At 42.8% G+C, this 19,874-nt stretch carries 16 protein-coding genes and 1 tRNA gene; 8 read left to right on the top strand and 9 right to left on the bottom strand.

Annotated features, from left to right (window positions below):
* Positions 1 to 32 precede the first annotated feature (32 nt).
* Both HYN43_RS16170 and HYN43_RS16165 read left to right on the top strand, forming a co-directional pair.
* The gene (locus HYN43_RS16170; protein WP_119410335.1) at positions 33 to 260 is read left to right on the top strand and encodes a UPF0175 family protein; all 228 of its coding nucleotides are present in this window, start codon (positions 33 to 35) and stop codon (positions 258 to 260) included.
* Positions 244 to 702: a PIN domain-containing protein gene (locus HYN43_RS16165; protein ID WP_119410334.1), complete on the top strand. Its 459-nt coding sequence runs from the start codon at positions 244 to 246 to the stop codon at positions 700 to 702. Before HYN43_RS16170 ends, HYN43_RS16165 begins: the two co-directional genes overlap by 17 nt.
* Positions 703 to 716: 14 nt before the next feature.
* Here HYN43_RS16165 and HYN43_RS16160 read toward each other — a convergent pair whose 3' ends face one another.
* The 9 genes from HYN43_RS16160 to HYN43_RS16120 all read right to left on the bottom strand — a co-directional run bounded on the left by HYN43_RS16160 (position 717) and on the right by HYN43_RS16120 (position 7,341).
* Entirely contained in the window at positions 717 to 1,412 is a 696-nt protein-coding gene (locus HYN43_RS16160) for a Crp/Fnr family transcriptional regulator (RefSeq protein WP_119410333.1), read from the bottom strand.
* A gap of 247 nt (positions 1,413 to 1,659) precedes the next feature.
* Positions 1,660 to 2,307, bottom strand: a complete 648-nt coding sequence (locus HYN43_RS16155; protein WP_119410332.1) for a response regulator transcription factor — start codon at positions 2,305 to 2,307, stop codon at positions 1,660 to 1,662.
* 33 nt (positions 2,308 to 2,340) lie between these two features.
* Positions 2,341 to 3,132 (bottom strand): sensor histidine kinase, encoded by a 792-nt coding sequence (locus tag HYN43_RS16150; protein WP_119410331.1) that lies wholly within the window; start codon positions 3,130 to 3,132, stop codon positions 2,341 to 2,343.
* Complete coding sequence (locus HYN43_RS16145) at positions 3,113 to 3,781, bottom strand: hypothetical protein (RefSeq protein WP_119410330.1); 669 nt, start codon at positions 3,779 to 3,781, stop codon at positions 3,113 to 3,115. Before HYN43_RS16145 ends, HYN43_RS16150 begins: the two co-directional genes overlap by 20 nt.
* 21 nt (positions 3,782 to 3,802) lie before the next feature.
* Positions 3,803 to 4,360: a hypothetical protein gene (locus HYN43_RS16140; RefSeq protein WP_119410329.1), complete on the bottom strand. Its 558-nt coding sequence runs from the start codon at positions 4,358 to 4,360 to the stop codon at positions 3,803 to 3,805.
* A gap of 307 nt (positions 4,361 to 4,667) precedes the next feature.
* Positions 4,668 to 5,162 carry a peptidase MA family metallohydrolase gene (locus HYN43_RS16135; protein WP_162996521.1) on the bottom strand — a complete coding sequence of 165 codons (495 nt, stop codon included), beginning with the start codon at positions 5,160 to 5,162 and terminating at the stop codon, positions 4,668 to 4,670.
* Between the two features lie 88 nt (positions 5,163 to 5,250).
* On the bottom strand, positions 5,251 to 5,475 hold the full coding sequence (locus HYN43_RS16130; protein WP_119410327.1) for a hypothetical protein: 225 nt from the start codon (positions 5,473 to 5,475) through the stop codon (positions 5,251 to 5,253).
* 166 nt (positions 5,476 to 5,641) lie between these two features.
* Positions 5,642 to 5,714 (bottom strand) — tRNA-Gly (locus HYN43_RS16125).
* Positions 5,715 to 5,868: 154 nt separating this feature from the next.
* A complete protein-coding gene (locus tag HYN43_RS16120) occupies positions 5,869 to 7,341 on the bottom strand; it encodes a ligand-binding sensor domain-containing protein (RefSeq protein ID WP_119410326.1) in 1,473 nt (490 codons plus the stop codon).
* A 279-nt stretch (positions 7,342 to 7,620) separates the two neighbouring features.
* Between HYN43_RS16120 and HYN43_RS16110 the strand changes: the two genes are divergently transcribed.
* The 6 genes from HYN43_RS16110 (at position 7,621) to HYN43_RS16085 (ending at position 19,874) form a co-directional block, all read left to right on the top strand.
* A complete protein-coding gene (locus HYN43_RS16110; protein WP_119410324.1) occupies positions 7,621 to 8,154 on the top strand; it encodes an RNA polymerase sigma-70 factor in 534 nt (177 codons plus the stop codon).
* Between the two features lie 194 nt (positions 8,155 to 8,348).
* The gene (locus tag HYN43_RS16105; RefSeq protein WP_119410323.1) at positions 8,349 to 9,437 is read left to right on the top strand and encodes a FecR family protein; all 1,089 of its coding nucleotides are present in this window, start codon (positions 8,349 to 8,351) and stop codon (positions 9,435 to 9,437) included.
* Positions 9,438 to 9,625: 188 nt separating this feature from the next.
* Positions 9,626 to 12,997: a SusC/RagA family TonB-linked outer membrane protein gene (locus HYN43_RS16100; protein ID WP_119410322.1), complete on the top strand. Its 3,372-nt coding sequence runs from the start codon at positions 9,626 to 9,628 to the stop codon at positions 12,995 to 12,997.
* A gap of 7 nt (positions 12,998 to 13,004) precedes the next feature.
* Positions 13,005 to 14,483: a RagB/SusD family nutrient uptake outer membrane protein gene (locus tag HYN43_RS16095; protein ID WP_119410321.1), complete on the top strand. Its 1,479-nt coding sequence runs from the start codon at positions 13,005 to 13,007 to the stop codon at positions 14,481 to 14,483.
* 90 nt (positions 14,484 to 14,573) lie between these two features.
* Positions 14,574 to 16,769, top strand: a complete 2,196-nt coding sequence (locus HYN43_RS16090; RefSeq protein WP_119410320.1) for an alpha-N-acetylglucosaminidase — start codon at positions 14,574 to 14,576, stop codon at positions 16,767 to 16,769.
* Positions 16,770 to 16,937: 168 nt separating this feature from the next.
* Positions 16,938 to 19,874: a beta-galactosidase gene (locus HYN43_RS16085; protein WP_119410319.1), complete on the top strand. Its 2,937-nt coding sequence runs from the start codon at positions 16,938 to 16,940 to the stop codon at positions 19,872 to 19,874.

Below are 19,874 nucleotides of genomic sequence, written 5' to 3'. Positions count from 1 at the left end.
TGATCTTTTGTTAAAATTTGTATATTTACTATATGACTACGTTAACATTACAGGTTCCGGATAGCCTTGGAGAACAGCAATACGATACCATAAGATTTATTGCGGCCAAATTATACGAGTCGGGTAAATTATCGCTTGGCCAGGCTGCGGAAATGGCGGGTTTGTCTAAACGCACGTTCGCTGATTTACTATCGGATTATGGTGTATCGCTTTTGAATTATCAGGTGTCTGAAATGTTAAGTGATGCAGAAAATATATGAGGTTGTAATAGCCGACACCACCTGTTTTATTTTGCTGGATAAAATTGGTGAGTTAGAACTTTTGAAGTCACTTTTCGGCAACGTACTCACAACGCAAATAATAGCAGATGAATTTGGAAGCCCTCTGCCGGATTGGATTATTGTAAAGGAAGTTGAAAATCTATATTTTCAGGCAAGTTTGGATATTGATAAAGGCGAGGCAAGTGCTATAGCCTTAGCAATAGAATCGCCGCCCTCATTAATAGTATTGGATGATGATAAGGCCAGAAAGAAAGCAAGAAAGTTAAATTTAAACGTAACGGGCACATTGGGACTTTTGGTAAAAGCAAAAAAGAAAGGGATTATTCCGGATGTAAAATCAATATTAGATAAAATTCAGAACACCAATTTTCATTACTCGTTGGCTATAGTTGACGAAATTATGAGGCTTGCTAATGAGTAGGATGATTTCTCTTTTCACACCTCCGTATCCAACGTCAACCCAAACAACCCCTCATAGTTCAATATATTTATCTTCTTTCCGTTGGTACTGATCAATTTTTCCTGTATTAATTCATTCACCACCCTGAATACGGTTTCGTAAGTGGCACCGGCGTATGAGGCCAGATCCTGGCGGGTAAGTTCAACATTGATATGACCTTCCGGGTTGATGCCAAATTGCTCGTTTAATGATATAAGGGCCTGAGCTACACGGCCTTTCACCGGCATGTGGGCAAGGTTACGCATTTTGCGCTCGGCTTCCTGTAGTTCATCGGCAAAAAACAGCATTAACTCGTAAGTAAACTGTGGATTTACTTTTAAGGTAGCTTCAAAAAAAGCCATGTCGATGTAGCAGATAATGCCCGGCTCGAGCGCAGTAGCCGAGATAGGGTAGTGGGTAGCATGTTTGCCCAGCACGCGATGACCAAAAATGGCACCCTTATTAGCAAAGCGGATAATGAGTTCTTTATCAGTCCCCCATTTTTTATGCACCTTTACGTTGCCTTCGTAAACAAAGTAAATTCCTGATACCGGATCACCTTCGCTGAAAATAACCTGCCCCTTCTTTACCGCAAAGTTTTTTTTATTGGCTGCTATCGCCGGAATCCACTCTTTAATGCAGCTTTTACATAAAAAACACGTATTGTTATCGCACTGGATGTTTTTCTTCATTAAAATTACCCGTAATTGTCAACTTTTAATGTAAAAGTATTAATCAGTATTGTAATTTTTATAATTTTTTACTGTTTGTTGTGTGATTTTTTTTCTTGTAGTTGATTATTTGTGGTTTAATTTAAAATAGTTTGATTTTTGATCGATTTAATAGCGTTAAATTTGTGTCTTTTTTTATTTGTAGTGATTTTCTGTGTTTAATTTGCGTTTTATTGAGTTTTTTAGGAGTTTTAGTGGTCGCCGGGGTTTATATCATGCCGTTTTTAACCGCAAACATCACCAATCCGGCAGTATTTCGCACACCAACCTTGTCAATAAGCCGCTGCCTGATGCCCTCAACAGATCGCGGACTGAGAAAAAGTTGTTGTCCCATTTCAGCTGCTGTTTTTTCGGCACATATCAGTTTTAAAACATCCTGCTCACGTTCGGTAAGCTGCACGCCTTCGTTAAACGATGGTTTGATGTTACCTTTTATTACCAGCTTTTTAAGGAGTGCATTACTCACCACATTATTAAAATAATAGCCGGTTTCGTGCACCGAGTATACCGCCCGCCTAATCTCGTCGGCATCGGCATTTTTTAGCAGGTAGCCGTTGGCGCCAATTTCCATCAGGTGTATCACAAACTTTTCATCATCGTACATGGTTACCACTACAATTTTTATATCGGGATATTTCTTTTTAATGAGTTTGGTTGCTTCCATGCCATCCAAAACGGGCATCTTGAGGTCCATAATAATTACATCAGGGCGGTTGTTTTCAATGCCTTTCAGCAGGTCTTCGCCGTCGCCGGCCTCCAGTATTACTTCAAGGTTGTCGTCGGTTGCAAGGCCTACCTTCAGGCCATCTCTAAAAATGGTATAGTCGTCGGCTATGGCTATTTTGATGTTTTTCATCGCCTTAAATATTGAATGGTAAATGTTTTAATATTATGCAGGGATACTCATGTCAACGTAATATCCGTCTTCTTTTTTTGAAAAACTGAGTTCGCCCTTTAACAATATAATGCGGGTTTGTATGGCTTTTAAACCCATCCCGTTTTTGTTAAACTTAAAAGCTTCGTATTCTTCATGGGCAAGGCCTTTGCCATCATGAAAAATACTAATGTTTAGCATGCCATCGCCATACACTGATGTAATATTGATATTTTTAGGTACAGCGTGTTTAATAATATTGTTCATCAGTTCCTGCACCATGCGGTAAATGCTCATGTCGTTTTCGGCATTTAGCGGGGCGTACGCACCATCCAGGTAAGTGGTGATCTTGATTACATCGTGCAGCGCTATTTTTTCGGCAAAGTGCCTTATGGCTTCATTTAAACCAAACTCCTTCAAAATACTCGAGTGCAGGTTGTGCGAAATGCCGCGCACCTGTTTAATGGCACCGTCAAGCAGTTCCTGGCCTTTTTCGTACCGGGGGGCGTTATTTTTATCGGCGGTAATTTTAACGCCCTGAAAGTGCAGTTTAGCCGATGATAGTATAGCACCTACCTCGTCGTGCAGCTCTTCGGCAATGCGATGGCGCTCGGTTTCTTCGCTTCGTACGGCGGCCTCAATTAATTGGTTTTGCTGGGTTTGATGCAGCTTTTGTATGTTTTTATGATACTGGTATTTTTTGCGCTGAAAGAAGATAAAAATAAGCAATATACTTGCGAATAACGAAAGCATAACTGCTATCCCCATAAAAAGCAGGAGCTTAATATCATCGTTCGTTTGATTCATAAAGGCCTTTTGCTATAAATATACATAAAATGGTATATGTAAAATTGTGGATGTTCCACAGGCTTATGGCAAAATTATGAAGGCGCAGGGTTAACTGGTTGTAAAGCAAAAAGATAAAAAAGTTTACCGTATAATAAATACCTATACCGGTAACTATCCAAAAGTCGGGCTGTTTTTTGCCGGGTTCCTCATCTTCGGTTATTTTAAACAGGTAATACTGCATGCAGTAAAACATCATAATTACCGCTTCGAACGAGAGCAGGCGACTGCTTAGGTGTCCGTAATCAAAAAAGTTTTGATAAAAACTGAAATTGATCAATACCAGTGCTAAAAATACAAAAGGAACTACCCGTTTGGTCCGCGATAAAAATGGTTGGTTTAGCCTGATGAAAAATGAACTGAACAGTAAAAGCCTGATAACCGAATGTAAGTTATATAAATAATTGTTGGTGTTATAGGGGGGCGGCAACACCAGTTTTAATTTCCATACGGTATCAATTATGGTGTTGATTATTAATGCTACCCATATATATGCCACTACCGGTTTGCTGAAAACCGGCTGTTTTTTCTTGAAAAACAAAATGGCCAAAGGAATGAGCAAAGCCCAAACCTCCGACCAGTCAGCTATACTTTTTATTAATTCAACCACGTTAAACTGTGTCTTCTAATACTATGGCAATTTTGCCGGAGGCGACGGGTTTGAATCGATATCGCCGTTACCCGTATCGGCATCGCGGTAATCAATAGGCATATCATTTTTTACCAGGCCTATGGCGTATACAACATGTTGGTTTGAAGCCATTATTTTAGGCGTAAATGTAAGATAGTCATAATCGCGTTTTTTGCCGCTATCCGTTGATATGATCGCTATGATGGCTTTTTTGGTAAGGTAAGTGTTACCTAAAACTGCTTTACCGGTAAGGCATATCGTAGTGTCTTTCGCAATACCCAGGGTATCAGGGTGCAGGGCATTAAGATAATTGCCTGCAGTATCAATTACATAAGACACCAGTTGATAAGGATGTTTTGGATCATCAGCATTGGGCGTGTAAAACTGGAAAATAAAATTGTCGGTTTTCGCCGAGTCGAGCCAGTGGTTAACCTGGGCGGCGGTGTATTTTACCTGTGCAAATTTGGTAGCCTGCTTGCATGATGTCATAAACAGTAATGAGCCGGCTATAACGGCAAGGTAAAATAGCTTGATAAAACGAGGGTCGTGTTTTTTCATGATATAATTAGGTTTTATTGTTTAAGAAAGGTAGAGATATTATTTCGATAATGGCAAATAATGATAAATAGTGATACATTGTTAATTATTGCTCATTAGTTTATTCGTGTTCTTCTGCTCTTTTTTTCTGGTAGTAGAAAGCAGGTGTGTATTTTTTGGATAATGGTAAAGTTAGCTTTGTTTTATAAGGCGCTGCGGCGTATAAATACCTATATTTTATATAACGTATTTGTACGTTGTTTTTGATAGTAGGAGTTGAGATATCAATTAATATGTTGTTATATGTAGCGATTTACTTTTTGTAAAATTATAATCCATGCAGATAATTTCTCCAATCGGCCAGCAACCGGGCTGGGGTGATTTTAAGAGCTGTTAGTATTTCGCTATTTTGGGTGTAGGATAACAGAGCTTTTAGTTTTGCACGACCATATTTATAATTAATGTATTGAACAACACTTCCCGAGATACTGTACCTCAAATTAATAAGTCCGAAATTTGACAGAGCGTCCAGATTTTTGGGTAGCTTATTTTGTGCTATGGCCGCTTTGATATCTTTTATATCGGCGGCATCCAATTGGCCCGAAGCATAATAGGCCAGGCCTTCTGTAAACCAGTCTATTTTCATGTGTTCAAGGTCGGTTTGCGGGTTTAGCTGGCCATGGTATACATGTACCAGCTCGTGGGTTATCAGCTTTTGTGTTTTAACTCTGTCGGCATAATCGGTATACCTCGAATCGCAGGGTTCTTTATCCCAGGTTTTGGGCGAGATGATATTGATGCTGCGGCCACCGCCAACGGCCACCAGCCAGCATTCTGATTTATAATCGGGCTGATGAGTTGTTTGCCGCCGCGCGAGATCAAAAGCGGCCCTGTCAGGAAAAAAGGAAACGTTAAAGTGTTTTTGATAGTTGCCGCAAAAAAAATGTATTAACCTTTTTTACGCCGGTATTAATCAGGTTTAAGTACTGTTGTTTGTCGGGCTCGTCAAACGCGGTGTAACGGAGGGTATATTGCAGGTGCTTTTCAATTTTCCATTCGGGCACATTTGGCTTTAATGCAAGCAGGCCCGAAAGGCAAAGTATAACAAACAGTTTGTTTAAAATATGGAGGCTCATGCGTAGCTATAGGGTTTCGGCTTTAAATATTGGCTAAGCTAAGCAGGCAGATGTTAATATTCAACTCTTCCGATGATATATTATTGTTATTTAAAGCGTGAAGGGGCGCCGCTTCGGTGGGCGGACTTCAACAAAAAAGCCTCCCCGTAAAACGGAAAGGCTTTTGAGCGAAAGACGAGATTCGAACTCGCGACCCCGACCTTGGCAAGGTCGTGCTCTACCAACTGAGCTACTTTCGCAGTAGTAATGATACATTGTGTATCATTTTTTGGTGGTGCAAAGATATAAAATCCCGGCTATTTAAAAGTGTGTTAACAAAAAATACACATGGTAATTATTTAAGGCCGTGATTTTCAGTTGGAAAATTTTACAATTTATTACCTGTTCAATCAATTATGCCCCTGCCTTTTTACGTAACCTTACCAAGCCGTTGGCTGTTGTGGCATAAATAGTGCCCTTCGAATCCTGCATCAACTGGTGAATTTTAAAGCCCGGCAGCGGCGAGTTGTTGTTATGATAGTTTTCCCAGTTATCGGTTAAATTAAACCTTACCAGGCCCGACTGATCGGTGCCAAGCCATAAAACATGCTCAAACTTATCATACAACATGCAATTAACCTTGTTTGAAGGCATGCCCGAATTAACATCATTATAATGCAGCCATTTTCCGCGCGAAGTTATTACGGCTATACCTTCTTTATCTGTTTCGGTACCGGGCTGGTTGCAATCCTGTAATGAGAAATACACATTGCCTGCCTCATCTTCAACAGCACCTGTTATGCAGGTGTTTTTCAGCGGTGTGTTTAAGGTGTTGTATGAGGTTATAATGGTACCATCAATCATAATAGTTCCTTTGGATGTACCTATCCAAAGGCGTTTGTATTTATCAACATAGGCAAAAACAACATTGCTTGAAGGTAACTCCGGCATCGATTTTTTGTTGATCACCACCACCTTGTCCTTACGTTTTACTACAAGGCCGTTTTGGGTAGCAAAAAGCAGTTCGCCATTCCGGCTGTTCAGGATCTGGGTTACCCCGCGCGATAAAAACTGCTTAAAATCAAATAGCTGCCAGCCGCTTTGGTTGTACAGGTATACCTGGTTATTGGCGTATACCCATTTATTGTTGTCCTTATCAATCAAAACCTCTTTAATAGCCGCATCGCTGGCAAAGGGCGAGTTATATTCAGTAACAGGGATAAAGGTGGTGCCTTCAAAGCGAGTCATCCCTTTGGTTGTAGCATACCACAACATGTCCGATTGATCGATAGCGCAGGATTGACTGATGTTATCGGGTAGGGGCGAGTTATACTTAGTCCAGGTAGTGAATTCGTAATTTTTTAACGAAAGGTTGGCATATCCGTTTTTATTGTAAATCACCGGGTCGCCGGGAGGGGCTTGTTCGCTCAGATCCATCCTGGCCATCTGGCCATAGATCCCCCCGCTGATAAAGCGGAAGATTACGTTTACAGACGATGCTACCGGTTTTCCATTAACTATGGCCGGTTTCCAGGGGCAGCCGTTAAGATAGGTGATCAGCTCGGCAGTGAGGGGGCTTTTGGTTGCGTCGTTATGGCTAAGTACACAGGCAAAGCCCTTTTCGTCAACATACACCTGGAAGGTTATTGAGCCCTGGGCATCCCTGAGCATGTAGCGCGTATTGATCCTCGCGGCCACAAAATCAAGCGTGAGCTGATCGCAATAGGCCCTCGGATCGCCGCACTCAACGCAGAATTGGGCTGATTGACAGTAATCTATTTTTTGAAGAAACAGACTTTGCGCCGAAAGCATCGACGGTAAAAAGCAGAAAAACAGGCCTGTAAGTAACAGCCTGCGCGTTTTAGTGTTAAAAAAAGAAGCCAGCATTACGCTTATAAATAAAAGAAAGCAAACGCGAAACAACAAATGAATGATAGTTAAATTATGTTAAACAAAGTTAGGGATAATAAATGAGGATAAGGTGAAGTGAAAATAATGGTGTTTGGATTGTTGCAGTACCTGTTTAATATTTTGTTTTTATAGATATAGTATACTTGTTTCTGCCCTGTTTTAATGAGCTCTCCCCATTCGTGTAATTTTTTCTTTACTTTTACCCCCGGTTCCGGTTTGCAGATCAGATCCACTTTTTTTAATTGACTTGACACCTTGAATATTCAGGAGCTTGTACATCTTATTCAGTTTAATGATGATGAGGCTGCGTTTAACCGGCTTTACCGCCTGCAGGTAAACAAGCTGTACCAGTTTGCGTACTCATTTTTAGGTGATAAAGAACCCGCCGAAGAAATTGTTAATGACCTTTTCCTGAAAATCTGGCTCAACCGCTCTTCGTTGGATAGCATTCGCAACATGCCGGTTTATATGTATATCACCGTAAAAAATGCCTGTTTAAATTACCTGCGCGGTACCTCAACAAAACAATCAAAAGAAGCCAATATTGCCGAAGCTTATTATTTTCACCTCTCGGTTGATCCTGCGCAGTTACTTATTGGTAAAGAATTGCAGTCGGAAATTTTAATGGCTGTTGATAGCCTGCCTCCCCGTTGTAAACTTATTTTTAAAATGGTGAAGCAGGATGGCTTATCGTGCAGGGAGGTTGCCGATATTCTTAATCTCTCTCATAAAACGGTTTTCGCGCAGTTGGTTATTGCTTTAAAAAAACTGGAAGAGGTTATAAAGTAGGTCCCTACTTTATAATAATATCCATGCAAATTCAATATTTAATGTTCAATTTGCATGGTAAATCTCCGCTTTATATAATTCGCATCCCACTGAAAGTATTGAGAGACCCTAAAAAATGGTTATAAACTTTTTTTAATTTTTCTTTAGGAATATCCCTACCCTCATGTGTCCTTACAACAGAACCACTGAACTATATGGGAAAATCGAGGTTTATTGAACTGATGGCTAAAAAAATGGATGGTTCGGCTACTGAGGCCGAGCTTACCGAATTGCAGTTTTTTTTAGATCAACATCAGGCCAATAAAAAAATTGAAGCATTAACCAATGCGCTTACCGGTACACTTAAAAATGATAAAGAGGGTTTATCAGAAACAACAATAAATAATAGCCTTAGCGATTTATGGGTAAAGATTAAAAGCCATAAACCATCCGAAACTTTGTCTCAGTATAATAATGTTAAACCCGTTAACTACTTTAAGTGGATTGGCTGGGCCGCTGCTATTGCTGTTTTCGTAATAGGCAGCTTGTGGTTTTATAACCGGCGTACTATTGAGCAGGAAGCCGAAGTTGTAGTTATTAAAAAAGTTGATGTGCCCTACGGCAGCCTGGCGCAGGTTTCACTGCCCGATGGTACCACCGTAAAATTAAACGCAGGCAGTCATTTCACTTATCCATCGGCCTTTGTGGGGTCGCAGCGCGAGGTTACGCTGGAAGGCGAAGGTTTTTTTGAGGTAACAAAAAATGCTAAAAAACCTTTTTTGGTGCATACCGAAGGTTTTACGGTAAGAGTTTTAGGTACTATTTTTAATGTGAAAGCCTACCGTGGCGATAAATCAAACGAAACTACGCTATTAAAAGGTAAGGTACAGGTTGAGTTAAAGGATGACCCGGAAAAGAAAGTGATCTTATCCCCTCATGAAAAACTAACCATCAATACCCGCCAATATACCGGCAGGCAACAAACAGCTGCCATAACAGCTAAGGTAAAATACGAAGTTTCAACGTTGCCTTTAAGCACAGGTAATACCTACGCGGAAAATGCCTGGACCGAGAACAAGATTATGTTTGCCAATAACGATTTTGAAGATGTGGCCCTGCAAATGGAGCGTAAATACAACGTGCATATGGTATTTACCGATGAAAAGCTGAAGAAGGAGCAGATAAGCGGCGTACTCGAAAACGAAAGTCTGGATACAGCGCTGAATTATTTAAAACAGATAGTTGCCCTGCAAACCAAAACGGAGGGCAATACCGTTTACCTGGCTTATAAAACAAAGAGATAATAAACTAACAATACTAACTTAAACAAAACGCATGAGAGAAAACATTTACTTATCAGATTCCTGAAAAATCCAGTAAATAAATTAGGGAAGAGGTGCAACTCTTCCCCGCAAAAATCTGGGATTTATCATTGTGAGTAAGCGAGTTGGAACCGAGCTTACTCTATCCATTAATTTTCAAAACAAATGTAATGAAAAAAACAAGAAGGGCATTTGCCATTCCGGGTGCCCCCGTATGCCTTAAAGTTATCTTGCTAATGAAAGCAGTTTTCTTTGTGATATTGGCTACCTGTATGCAGGCTTCTGCAAGTGTGTACTCGCAACAAAAGTTCACCCTTAGCCTGAAGCAAACAGAGGTAAGTACTATCCTCTCAAAAATTCAAAAACAAAGCGATTACCGCTTTTTTTACAACTACTCGGCCATTAAAAGGCTGGGCAAGGTTGATCTGGATGTAAAAGACGCATCCATCAGCGAAGTACTGAACTCGCTTATCGACGACAAACTCCCCTATAAAATAGCTGATGATCATGTGGTTATCATTTTAACCCCCGAGGCAGGCAACAACCCTGTTATAGTAAAAGGTAAAGTTACCGATGCCAAGGGGGAACCACTGATTGGCGTAAACATCAGGGTGCAGGGAACTAACCAGGGCACCACTACCGATATTAACGGTAACTTCAACATCAACGTGGCTGATAAAGCCGTACTGGAGATCAGCTACATAGGCTACGAAAAAAAAACGGTAGTTGTTGATGGGGCGCAATCATTAAACATAATCCTGACGGCTTTGCCATCTGCTTTAACCGAGGTAGTGGTTGTAGGTTACGGTACAACTAAAAAAATAGATGTTACCGGTGCTGTAGCCAGTGTAAAAGGCAGCGATATTCAAAATCTTCCAGTTGCATCGGCAACGCAGGCTTTGGATGGCCGTGCGGCAGGTGTTAACATAGTACGTAACGATGGCTCGCCGGGTGCTGCGTCAAGTATCCGTATTCGCGGTACCGGTACGCTTAACGATGCCAACCCGCTTATTGTTGTTGATGGTGTACCAACCAGTAACCCCGACGCTTTGAGCGACATCAACCCTAATGATATTGCTTCGGTTGATATATTAAAGGATGCATCTGCGGCAGCTATTTACGGTACCCGTGCTGCCAATGGCGTTGTATTGGTAACTACTAAAAAAGGTACTTACAATCAAAAGTTATCTACCAATATTAATTTTTATGACGGCTTTACCAATACAACCAAATATCTGAACCTGTTAACCGCACCCCAACTTTACCAGTTAAAAAGGGAACGTTATACTAATGACGGTGTTGCTATTGATGCGCCATGGAATGACAGTTACTATGCCACTCAGCGTACCGATTGGCAACGTGCTATCATGAAAACCGGTCACGTTATTAATGGCGACGTTAATTTAACCGGAGGTAATGATGTATCAACCTATTATTGGTCAACCTCGGCTTATAATGAGGACGGTATAATTGATAAAACTAACTTTAAGCGTTTCAGCACACGTTTTAACTCAGAGCATAAGGTAACCGAATGGTTAAAACTGGGCGAAAATATCCAGTTAAACTATGCCAATAACGTGGGCTTTGATAACAATAACTCGCAAACCGGTCTTATTTTTTCGGCGTTGCGCTTTAACCCGGCTATTCCGTTAGTTAATCCTGATGGTACCTTTGGTTCGTCAAAAGCTTTTGCCAACCAGTTAGGTGATATCAACAGTCCTTATTTTACCATACAGCAAGCCGATAGGTTTAACAAAAAGTACCGCGCTTTGGCCAATGCCTTTGCCGAAATTTCTTTTTTGAAAGAGCTGAAACTACGTGTTAACTACGCTTATGATGGTACTTTGAACCGTACCTACAACTTTAGCCTTGCCGATATTACCCAGGCCAGGCAAAACCCAAGCTCGCAACTAACACAAACCGAGGGCGAAATTTCATCACAATTGATAGAGTCATTCCTTACTTATGATAAGGTATTTGGTAAAAGCCACATCACGTTTACAGGTGGTTACTCTTATCAAAACTTTAAAGCTTATGGCTTTAGCGCGTGGCGAATAGGATACGATGATACTTCGATAGATCAGCGTGTGCTTGCTACAGGTAACAGCCAGTTCAACACCAGTGCCCGTATCGAACCATCATCGCTGCAATCAGGTTTTGGCAGGTTCTTTTATGATTATGACGGCCGTTTCCTGGCAACGTTAACGTTCAGGGCTGATGGGTCTTCAAATTTTGCACCATCAAAAAGGTGGGGTTATTTTCCGGCATTCTCTTTAGGCTGGAGGTTATCTAACGAGCAGTTTATTAAAAATATAACCTGGATCAGTAACCTGAAGCTATCGGGCGGTTACGGCGAGCTGGGTAACCAGAACATCGGTCCGTTTCAATATAACAGCTTGATCAGGCTTGGCAGCACTTACGAAAATAACGGTTATACCTTTGGCGGCGTTGGCTATACCGGCGCAGCTGTTTATAGCCTTGCCAACCCGGATATTGCCTGGGAACGTACAGCCATGACCAACATTAGTTTAGATGCAGGCTTTTTGAATAACCGGTTAAGCACCACGCTCACCTGGTTTAATAAAAATACAAAAGATATGCTTTTATCGCCGCCTGTTGTAGGAACCGCCGGTTCGGTAACTATTCCTAACCAAAACATCGGTACCATGAATAATAAAGGCGTGGAGGTTGAAATTAACTACCAGGGTGGCGATAACAAAGTAAAATACACGGTAGGTGCCAATGCATCTTTCATCAAAAATAAAGTAACCAGGCTTAATGGCGCGGGTACTTTTGTTGGCTCAACTGTTTACGGCCGTTCAAGCCAGGAAATTTCCCGTACATATGAGGGGCAGCCAATTGCTTCGTTTTACGGCTGGAAAACAAATGGTTTATACCAAACACAGGCTGATATCGATAACGACCCTGCGCTTAAAAATGACTCGCGCAAGGCTAATATCAGACCCGGCGATGTTCGTTTTCTTGACCTTAACGGCGATGGCCTGATTGATGGTAACGACCGTACCAACCTGGGTAATCCTAACCCTAAAGTTACAGCCGGTTTACAAGGCAGTATCTCCTATAAAGGCTTTGATTTTTCCGCAAACTTTACCGGCGTATTTGGTGTGAGCCTTTACAATGCCGACAGGATGCAGGGTATTGACCCAACCTATCCGTTTAACCTTTATGCCGAAACTTTGGGCAGATGGACAGGACCGGGCACAAGCAACACGATTCCGCGTTTATCGCTTGACAGGGCCAATGATAACTACCGTACATCCGATATGTTTGTTGAAAGCGGAAGTTATGTAAGCCTTAAAAATGCCACTTTGGGTTATACACTTCCAACCACCTGGTCGAAAAAAGCAGCTTTAAAAAGCGTACGATTATATGCATCCGGACAAAATGTATTTTTTATAACCGGCTACAAAGGCTACACACCTGAGTTGGGTTATACCAACGGCAACCTGCAACGTGGGGTTGACGTAGCTCAATACCCATCGGTACGTACAGTAACATTTGGTGTAACAGTTAAATTATAACATCATCATGAAAACCAACAAAATAATATATACGCTTATATCACTGGCCCTTGTGGGTAGCGGCTGTAAAAAAGCGCTTGATTTGAAGCAACAAGGTGTTTACAGCTCTGGCAACTATTTCCGCAACGAGGTTGACGCTGTTAATGCGGTAACCGGTATTTACAGTATTTTACCCGAAGAGGATTACATAGGCCACGCCGAATCGACTTTCGATACACCATCAGATGATTACTGGCGCTCGGGCGACCACGGTGAGGATGAAGGCATTGAAAACTTAACTTACGATGCATCTAACGCGGCTATCCGTTACCCCTGGAAATGGAGATATGAGGAAATTAATCGTGCTACCAACTGTATCATCAACATCCCTAAAATAACGGCCATCAGCACAGCTGTGAAAAACCGTAGCATGGGCGAGGCTTATTTTTTAAGAGCTTTTGGTTACTGGAGATTGATGATCATTCATGGTGATGTGCCGATTATTACCGAGGCCGATTATACTTCGCTTAATTTTAACGTACCAAAATCATCTATTGAGGATGTGCGTAAGCAGATAGAATCCGATTTGTTAAAAGCAGTTGATCTGCTGCCTGAAAGCTACGGCCCTGTTGATCGTGGCAGGGTAAGCAAAGGTACCGCGCTTGGCTTGTTAACCAAGTTGTATATGTATTGGGAGAAACTTCCGGAAGCTATTGCAACCGGCCAAAAGGTAATTTCAAACCCGGCTTATGCCTTAGCTGCCAATTATGCCGATAACTTTACCCGCGCGAATGAAAGCAGCACCGAGTTGCTGTTTTCTATCCAGGCGGTACAAAACGTTGTTCAGAACGACTTTACCGTTTATTATATTCCACGCCCGTGGGGTGGCTATGGCTTCAGCCAGCCATTACAAGGTCTTGCCGACGAATTTGAAGCAGGTGACCCGCGTAAGCAGGCAACATTGCTAAGCGTTGGCGATAAAGTTGACCTGGGCGATGGTGCTGGTTTAACAACTTTTACTGCCGATCTTTCGGCAACGGGTTATGCATTCAAGAAATATGCTGTATTTAATACGGAAGCCAATGGCGGTGGTGTTGACCACAGTTTTGCGGTACCGTTAATGCGTTCGGCCGATATTTATTTATTGGTTGCCGAGGCTCTGATCCGCACACAAGGTGCAGGAGCAGGCGACGCGCTTATCAACCAGATCAGGCACAGGGCATCAGCCTCGTTGCCGGCTGTTAAAAACGCCGGTATGAAGGAACTGATTCACGAGCGCCGTGTTGAACTGGCGGGCGAAGATCAGCGTCACCAGGATTTGATGCGCTGGGATAAAAAGAATATTGTTGACATCGCGGCTATTTATAACCTCGCTGTATCAAAAGCTCCGCTTGATAAATCAAAAACAGTAACCTTTGTTCGTCCTAAAAACTATTACTTCCCGCTGCCGCAGGTTGAAATTGATAAAAGTAAAGGCGTTTTGGTTCAGAACCCTAACTTTAAATAAGCCATGCTGATAAAATGCCGGTAAACAGTTTGTACTGTTACCGGCATTTTTATTGAATTTTACATCCCTTAATTTATACCGGTAATATTGATGAAAAAAGGCATACTTACAGCTATTGTTATTGCATTGGGTTTTAGCGCCCAGGCCCAGGTTGACCAGAAGGCCAGTCATGATTTTATTGAAAGGGTGATACCCGGCCGTTCGGTTTCGTTTTTGGTTGAAGCTATTCCGCAGGAAAATGGTAAAGATGTTTTTGAGTTAAGCAGCCACGATGGGAAGATTGTTTTGAAAGGCAACAACGGCCTTTCCATTGCCTCGGCATTAAATTACTACCTCAAAAATTATTGCAACGCCGATATCGGCTGGAATGGCACCAACTTAAACCTGCCTGCCACGCTGCCGATGGTAAAAGGTTTTATTCATAAAAACACGCCTTACCAATACAGGTATTACCTTAACTATTGCACCTTCAACTACACCATGGCCTGGTGGGATTGGGAGCGCTGGCAAAAGGAAATTGACTGGATGGCGCTTAACGGTATCAACATGCCGCTTGCCATTACCGGCGAGGAAGCCGTGTGGCAGGATGTATACAAAAGTATGGGCTTTACAGATAAAGAACTCGACGCCTTTTTCAGCGGACCGGCCTATTTTTCGTGGTTTTGGATGGGGAATATCGATGCCTGGGGCGGCCCGCTGCCGCAGCATTGGAAAGATTCGCATAAAGAATTGCAAAAAAAGATATTGGAGCGTGAGCGTTCATTTGGCATGAAGCCGGTGCTGTCATCATTTACCGGTCACGTGCCGCCATCGTTTAAGGATAGGTTTCCGAAAGCGAAAGTAAAACGCACCAACTGGGATGCCGGTTTCCCGGATGTATTTATCCTTGATCCGGATGATGAATTGTTTGAAACCATCGGCAAAAAATATATCGAAGCTCAAACCAAAGAGTTTGGAACCGATCACCTGTATTCGGCCGATACTTTTAATGAAAATGTGCCGCCAACCAACGATTCAACCTACCTGGATGGCATGAGTAAAAAGGTGTTTAACTCGATGGCCGCTGCCGATCCGAAAGCGGTTTGGGTAATGCAGGGCTGGATGTTCCATTATAACGGTAAATTTTGGGGGCAACCACAAATCAAAGCTTTATTGAATGCCGTGCCCGATGAGCACATGATAGTCCTGGATTTGTACAGCGATGCCCACCCTGTTTGGAACCGTACCGAAGCTTACTATGGCAAACCATGGATCTGGAGCATGTTGCAAAACTTTGGCGGTAATATCAGTTTATTTGGCAGGATGCGCCATGTGGCTGCCGATCCGGCGATAGCCCTGCACGATCCGGAATCAAAAAATATGCAGGGAATAGGTATCACCCCCGAAGGTATTGAACAAAACCCAGCTCTTTTTGCCCTGATGTTTGAAAACGTTTGGCGCGATACCCCGATTGATGCCGATGCCTGGATACAGGATTACGCGAAACGTAGGTACGGGCAATTGAATGCGAATGCCGGCGAGGCATGGCACATTCTGCTAAATTCGGTTTATGCAGGCGGACTTACCGAGGGCGGTCCGGAATCGATCATTGTAGCGAGGCCTACCATGCTGCCTAAAATTGATCGTGTTTTAACTCACCTGGACTATGATCCGAAAAAGCTAAACAAAGCCTGGGAATTACTCATTGCGTCGGCAGATAGCCTGAAACAAAGCGACGGTTTTCAGTACGATCTGGTAGATGTAACCCGGCAGGTATTGGCCAATTATGCAAGCCCGCTGCAACAAAAAATGGCTGCTGCCTACAAAAGCGGCAACAAAGAAGATTTTAAAAAATACAGCACCGCCTTTTTACAGCTGATGGACGATATGGACGCGCTATTGGCCACCCGCAAAGATTTCCTTCTGGGCAAATGGATAAACGAAGCCCGCGCCAACGGCATCACCGATAAAGAAAAAAACCTGTACGAATTTAATGCCCGCGACCTGGTAACTCTTTGGGGCGATAAAGAAAGCGGCCTCCGCGAATACTCAAACCGTCAATGGGCAGGTTTAATAAAAGGTTATTACGAACCACGTTGGGAGCTATACTTTACCCAGTTGAATAAATCACTATCAACTGGTGTGGCTTTCGATGAAAAGGCGTTTGACAAACAGGTGAAAGATTGGGAGTGGAGCTGGGTTAACCGCCACGATAATGCTTATAGCGATGCAGTGAAGGGTAATCCAGTTGAGCAGGCCAAGGCTTTGTTTGTGAAGTATAATGATGTTGTTAAGCAGGCTTATTAATACATAGTTATTAAAAAAAGCGGTGGGAAGTGCGATTCCCTCCCTTGGGAGGGTGTAGGGAGGGGTTTCTTCACCATGCTTTCAAATAAGCAGGGTGTACAAACCCCTCCCTGCCACCGCGCAGTTCACCGCACCCCTCCCGAGGGAGGGAATTGAAATTTCATTAGTATGAAGAAAATCTTCCACCTGTTTTTAACAGGCCTGTTTTTATCGATTTGCACCGTATCGTACGGCCAAGGCTCCAACGATCATATCTTCCCCGCATCTGCGGCAGCAAAACCTTATATCGATTTCGATAGCAAAGGATTCCTCGTCAACGGCAAACGCACGTTCATCGTTTCGGCAGGATTAGAGTACGCTCGTATCCCGCGACAGCTTTGGTACGATAGGTTATTAAAGATAAAACGTGCCGGTTTCAACTGTATCGAGATTTACACCATCTGGAATTTTCACGAACCAACGGAAGGCAAATTTGATTTTACCGGCGATCGTGACCTGAATGCTTTCCTGAAAATGGTGAAAGATTTGGGCATGTATTCTATAGTTCGTGTAGGTCCATATTACTGTGCCGAGTGGGATTTTGGCGGTTACCCCATCTGGCTCAAATTTAAACCCGGGCTAAAAGTAAGGGAACCTAACCCGCAGTTTGAAAAATATGTTGATCGCTTTTTTGATCATCTGCTGCCTATCGTAACCAATAATCAAATAAATAAAGGTGGTTCGGTAATATTGGTACAGCTGGAAAATGAGCATCCCAACGGCTGGGGAACCGCGATGCCCGATAGCTACTTTAAACATTTGCAAACCAGGGCGCTTGATGCAGGCATCCAGGTCCCTTACTTTTTCAGCGGCCTGCACCACGCCAGCGACCCCGCCGGGGATGGAAAGCTTGACGATGCAAAACGCCCTAATCCATGGTTCTCTACCGAGTTTTGGAGCGTATGGTACTCGCAATACAGCGCGAAACCGGGCGATGATGACTTGTACAACCGCCGCACCTGGAAGATCATTGCTCACGGAGGAAACGGTTATAACTACTACATGGTGCATGGTGGATCGAATTTTGGTTACACCAATAATGATGAAGACGCAGCATCATACGATTACGGCGCCGCCATTGGTCAGGCAGGTGATTTAAGGCCGATATACTACACCTTTAAACGTGCAGCCCTGTTTAGCCGTAGCTTTCAGGATGTTTTAGAAAACAGCGTTGCTGATTCATCTTACAGTAAATTGATTACGGATACTGCATTAAAAGTAACTGCGCGTAAAAGTCCGGCGGGCGATATCGTTTTTATTGACAATCCCGGTAAAAAAGCAATATCAACATTATTAAACACCGCTGGCGGTAAAAAGCCATTAACTGTGTTGCCCGGCGAGATTTATCCCCTCATCCATAACTTTAAACTTAATGATGAAGTTACGATTGATCGGGCCTTGACGAGGGTATTTGCCGTTGTAAAGCAAGCCAATACTACAACGGTTATTGTTGATGTTGAAAAGGGACAGGCGATTGATCTGGGCTTTAAAACTAAGAGCACACCTTCAACTGCAAACCCGGCAGTGAAAATTAGTGGTTCATCGGTAAATATTACTGAAGTGATGACTGCCATCCAAAAGCCTTTAGAATATCTCTTCAAAGCCGGTAACCAAACTATCCGCGTATTGGTTATGAACAGGCAGTGGACTGATAAAACTTTCATTACCGAAGTTAATGGCCTGAATTATGTTTTAAGCGGGGCGGGCTATATTGCCGGTACAACAATAAAAAACAACCAATTATCGGCTCAAATTGAAAGCCCGCTGTTATCAACAACAAACACCGCGGTTTGGCTCTATTCCGATAAAAAATCGACACAATTAACAACGTCAGAACAAAATACCTTTAATCAACCATCATCAATAGCGTTAAATAATTGGATGATTAAGGATGCAACCGGTTTTGCCGCGGCAAATTATAAAACGGTTAATTGGCTACCATCTGTTAACCCGTTGCCGATGGGTGCTGATGGTGATATCAGCCCGGATGCCTGGTACCGTACATTGGTCAATATCCCTGAAACGGGTAAATACACTTTACAGGTAAACGGCGGCGGTAGGGGGCAGGCTTTTATTGATGGTAAGCCAGCTGCAAAATGGAAATTAAACAACGCTGAACTTACTTTAGATCTGAAAAAAGGAAAACACACTTTAGCCATATTCGCTGCACATGATGGCCGTGATAAACTTGCCGCTTATATTGGGCCTGTTGATGAGGTTGACAGCAAAGGAGTTTTCGGCAAAGCACTTATTAAAAAAGGGGGACCGTTTATCAGTGAATTAGGTAACTGGTATTACACGCCTGCGCAAAAAGGAGACGTTAGCCAGGGGCCGCCGGCATTTGATACCACCAGGTTCAAAAAATACAAAATAGGCACCGACGTATTTAACACCAAAGAGGGATATGCATGGTTCCATACCATTATCCCGCAACAGCCTGCAGGTACCAGTAAGCTTGCTCTTTTATTTAAAAGCGTTGATGAAAATGCAACAGTATTTATCAACGGTAAAAAAGTGTTTCACCACAATGGCTGGAACCAACCTTTCCAGGTGGAGTTGACCGATGCTGCTACATTAAAAGCACCGATAGCATTAAGCGTATTTATTGAAAACTACTCGAACGAAGGCGGTATCGATCAGCCTGTAAAAATAAACGCCATTGGCGATGCACAGGTAATAACCAACTGGCAAATGAAGGGCGGCCCCGGAAACCCGGCGGATAAAAATGGCTGGCAAAAAATGATCGTTGGTAAAGATACAACCGGCGGCCCGCATTTCTATCGTTCGTCATTCAGCACACCGCAGGTAAAAGGCAAAACGCTCATCTGGCGTTTTGATCCTAAAGGCCTGGGGCATGGTACAGTTTGGGTCAACGGGCATAACATTGGCCGATATCCCGAAAAGATCCCGGTATCAAGTTTATATATCCCGGAGTGCTGGCTTAATAATGGCTTAAATCAACTGGTGATTTATGATGAAGATGGCAGGCAGCCAAATCAATCAACCATTGTGGCCGAACAGGTGGCAGGCCGCACAATAACACTACAAAAAGCAGATCTTAACTAA

It is taken from the genome of Mucilaginibacter celer (assembly GCF_003576455.2).
In the GTDB taxonomy this organism is placed as follows: domain Bacteria; phylum Bacteroidota; class Bacteroidia; order Sphingobacteriales; family Sphingobacteriaceae; genus Mucilaginibacter; species Mucilaginibacter celer.
The sequence above is the reverse complement of the archived record's forward strand: the minus strand, read 5'-3'. Positions and strand labels throughout refer to the sequence as shown.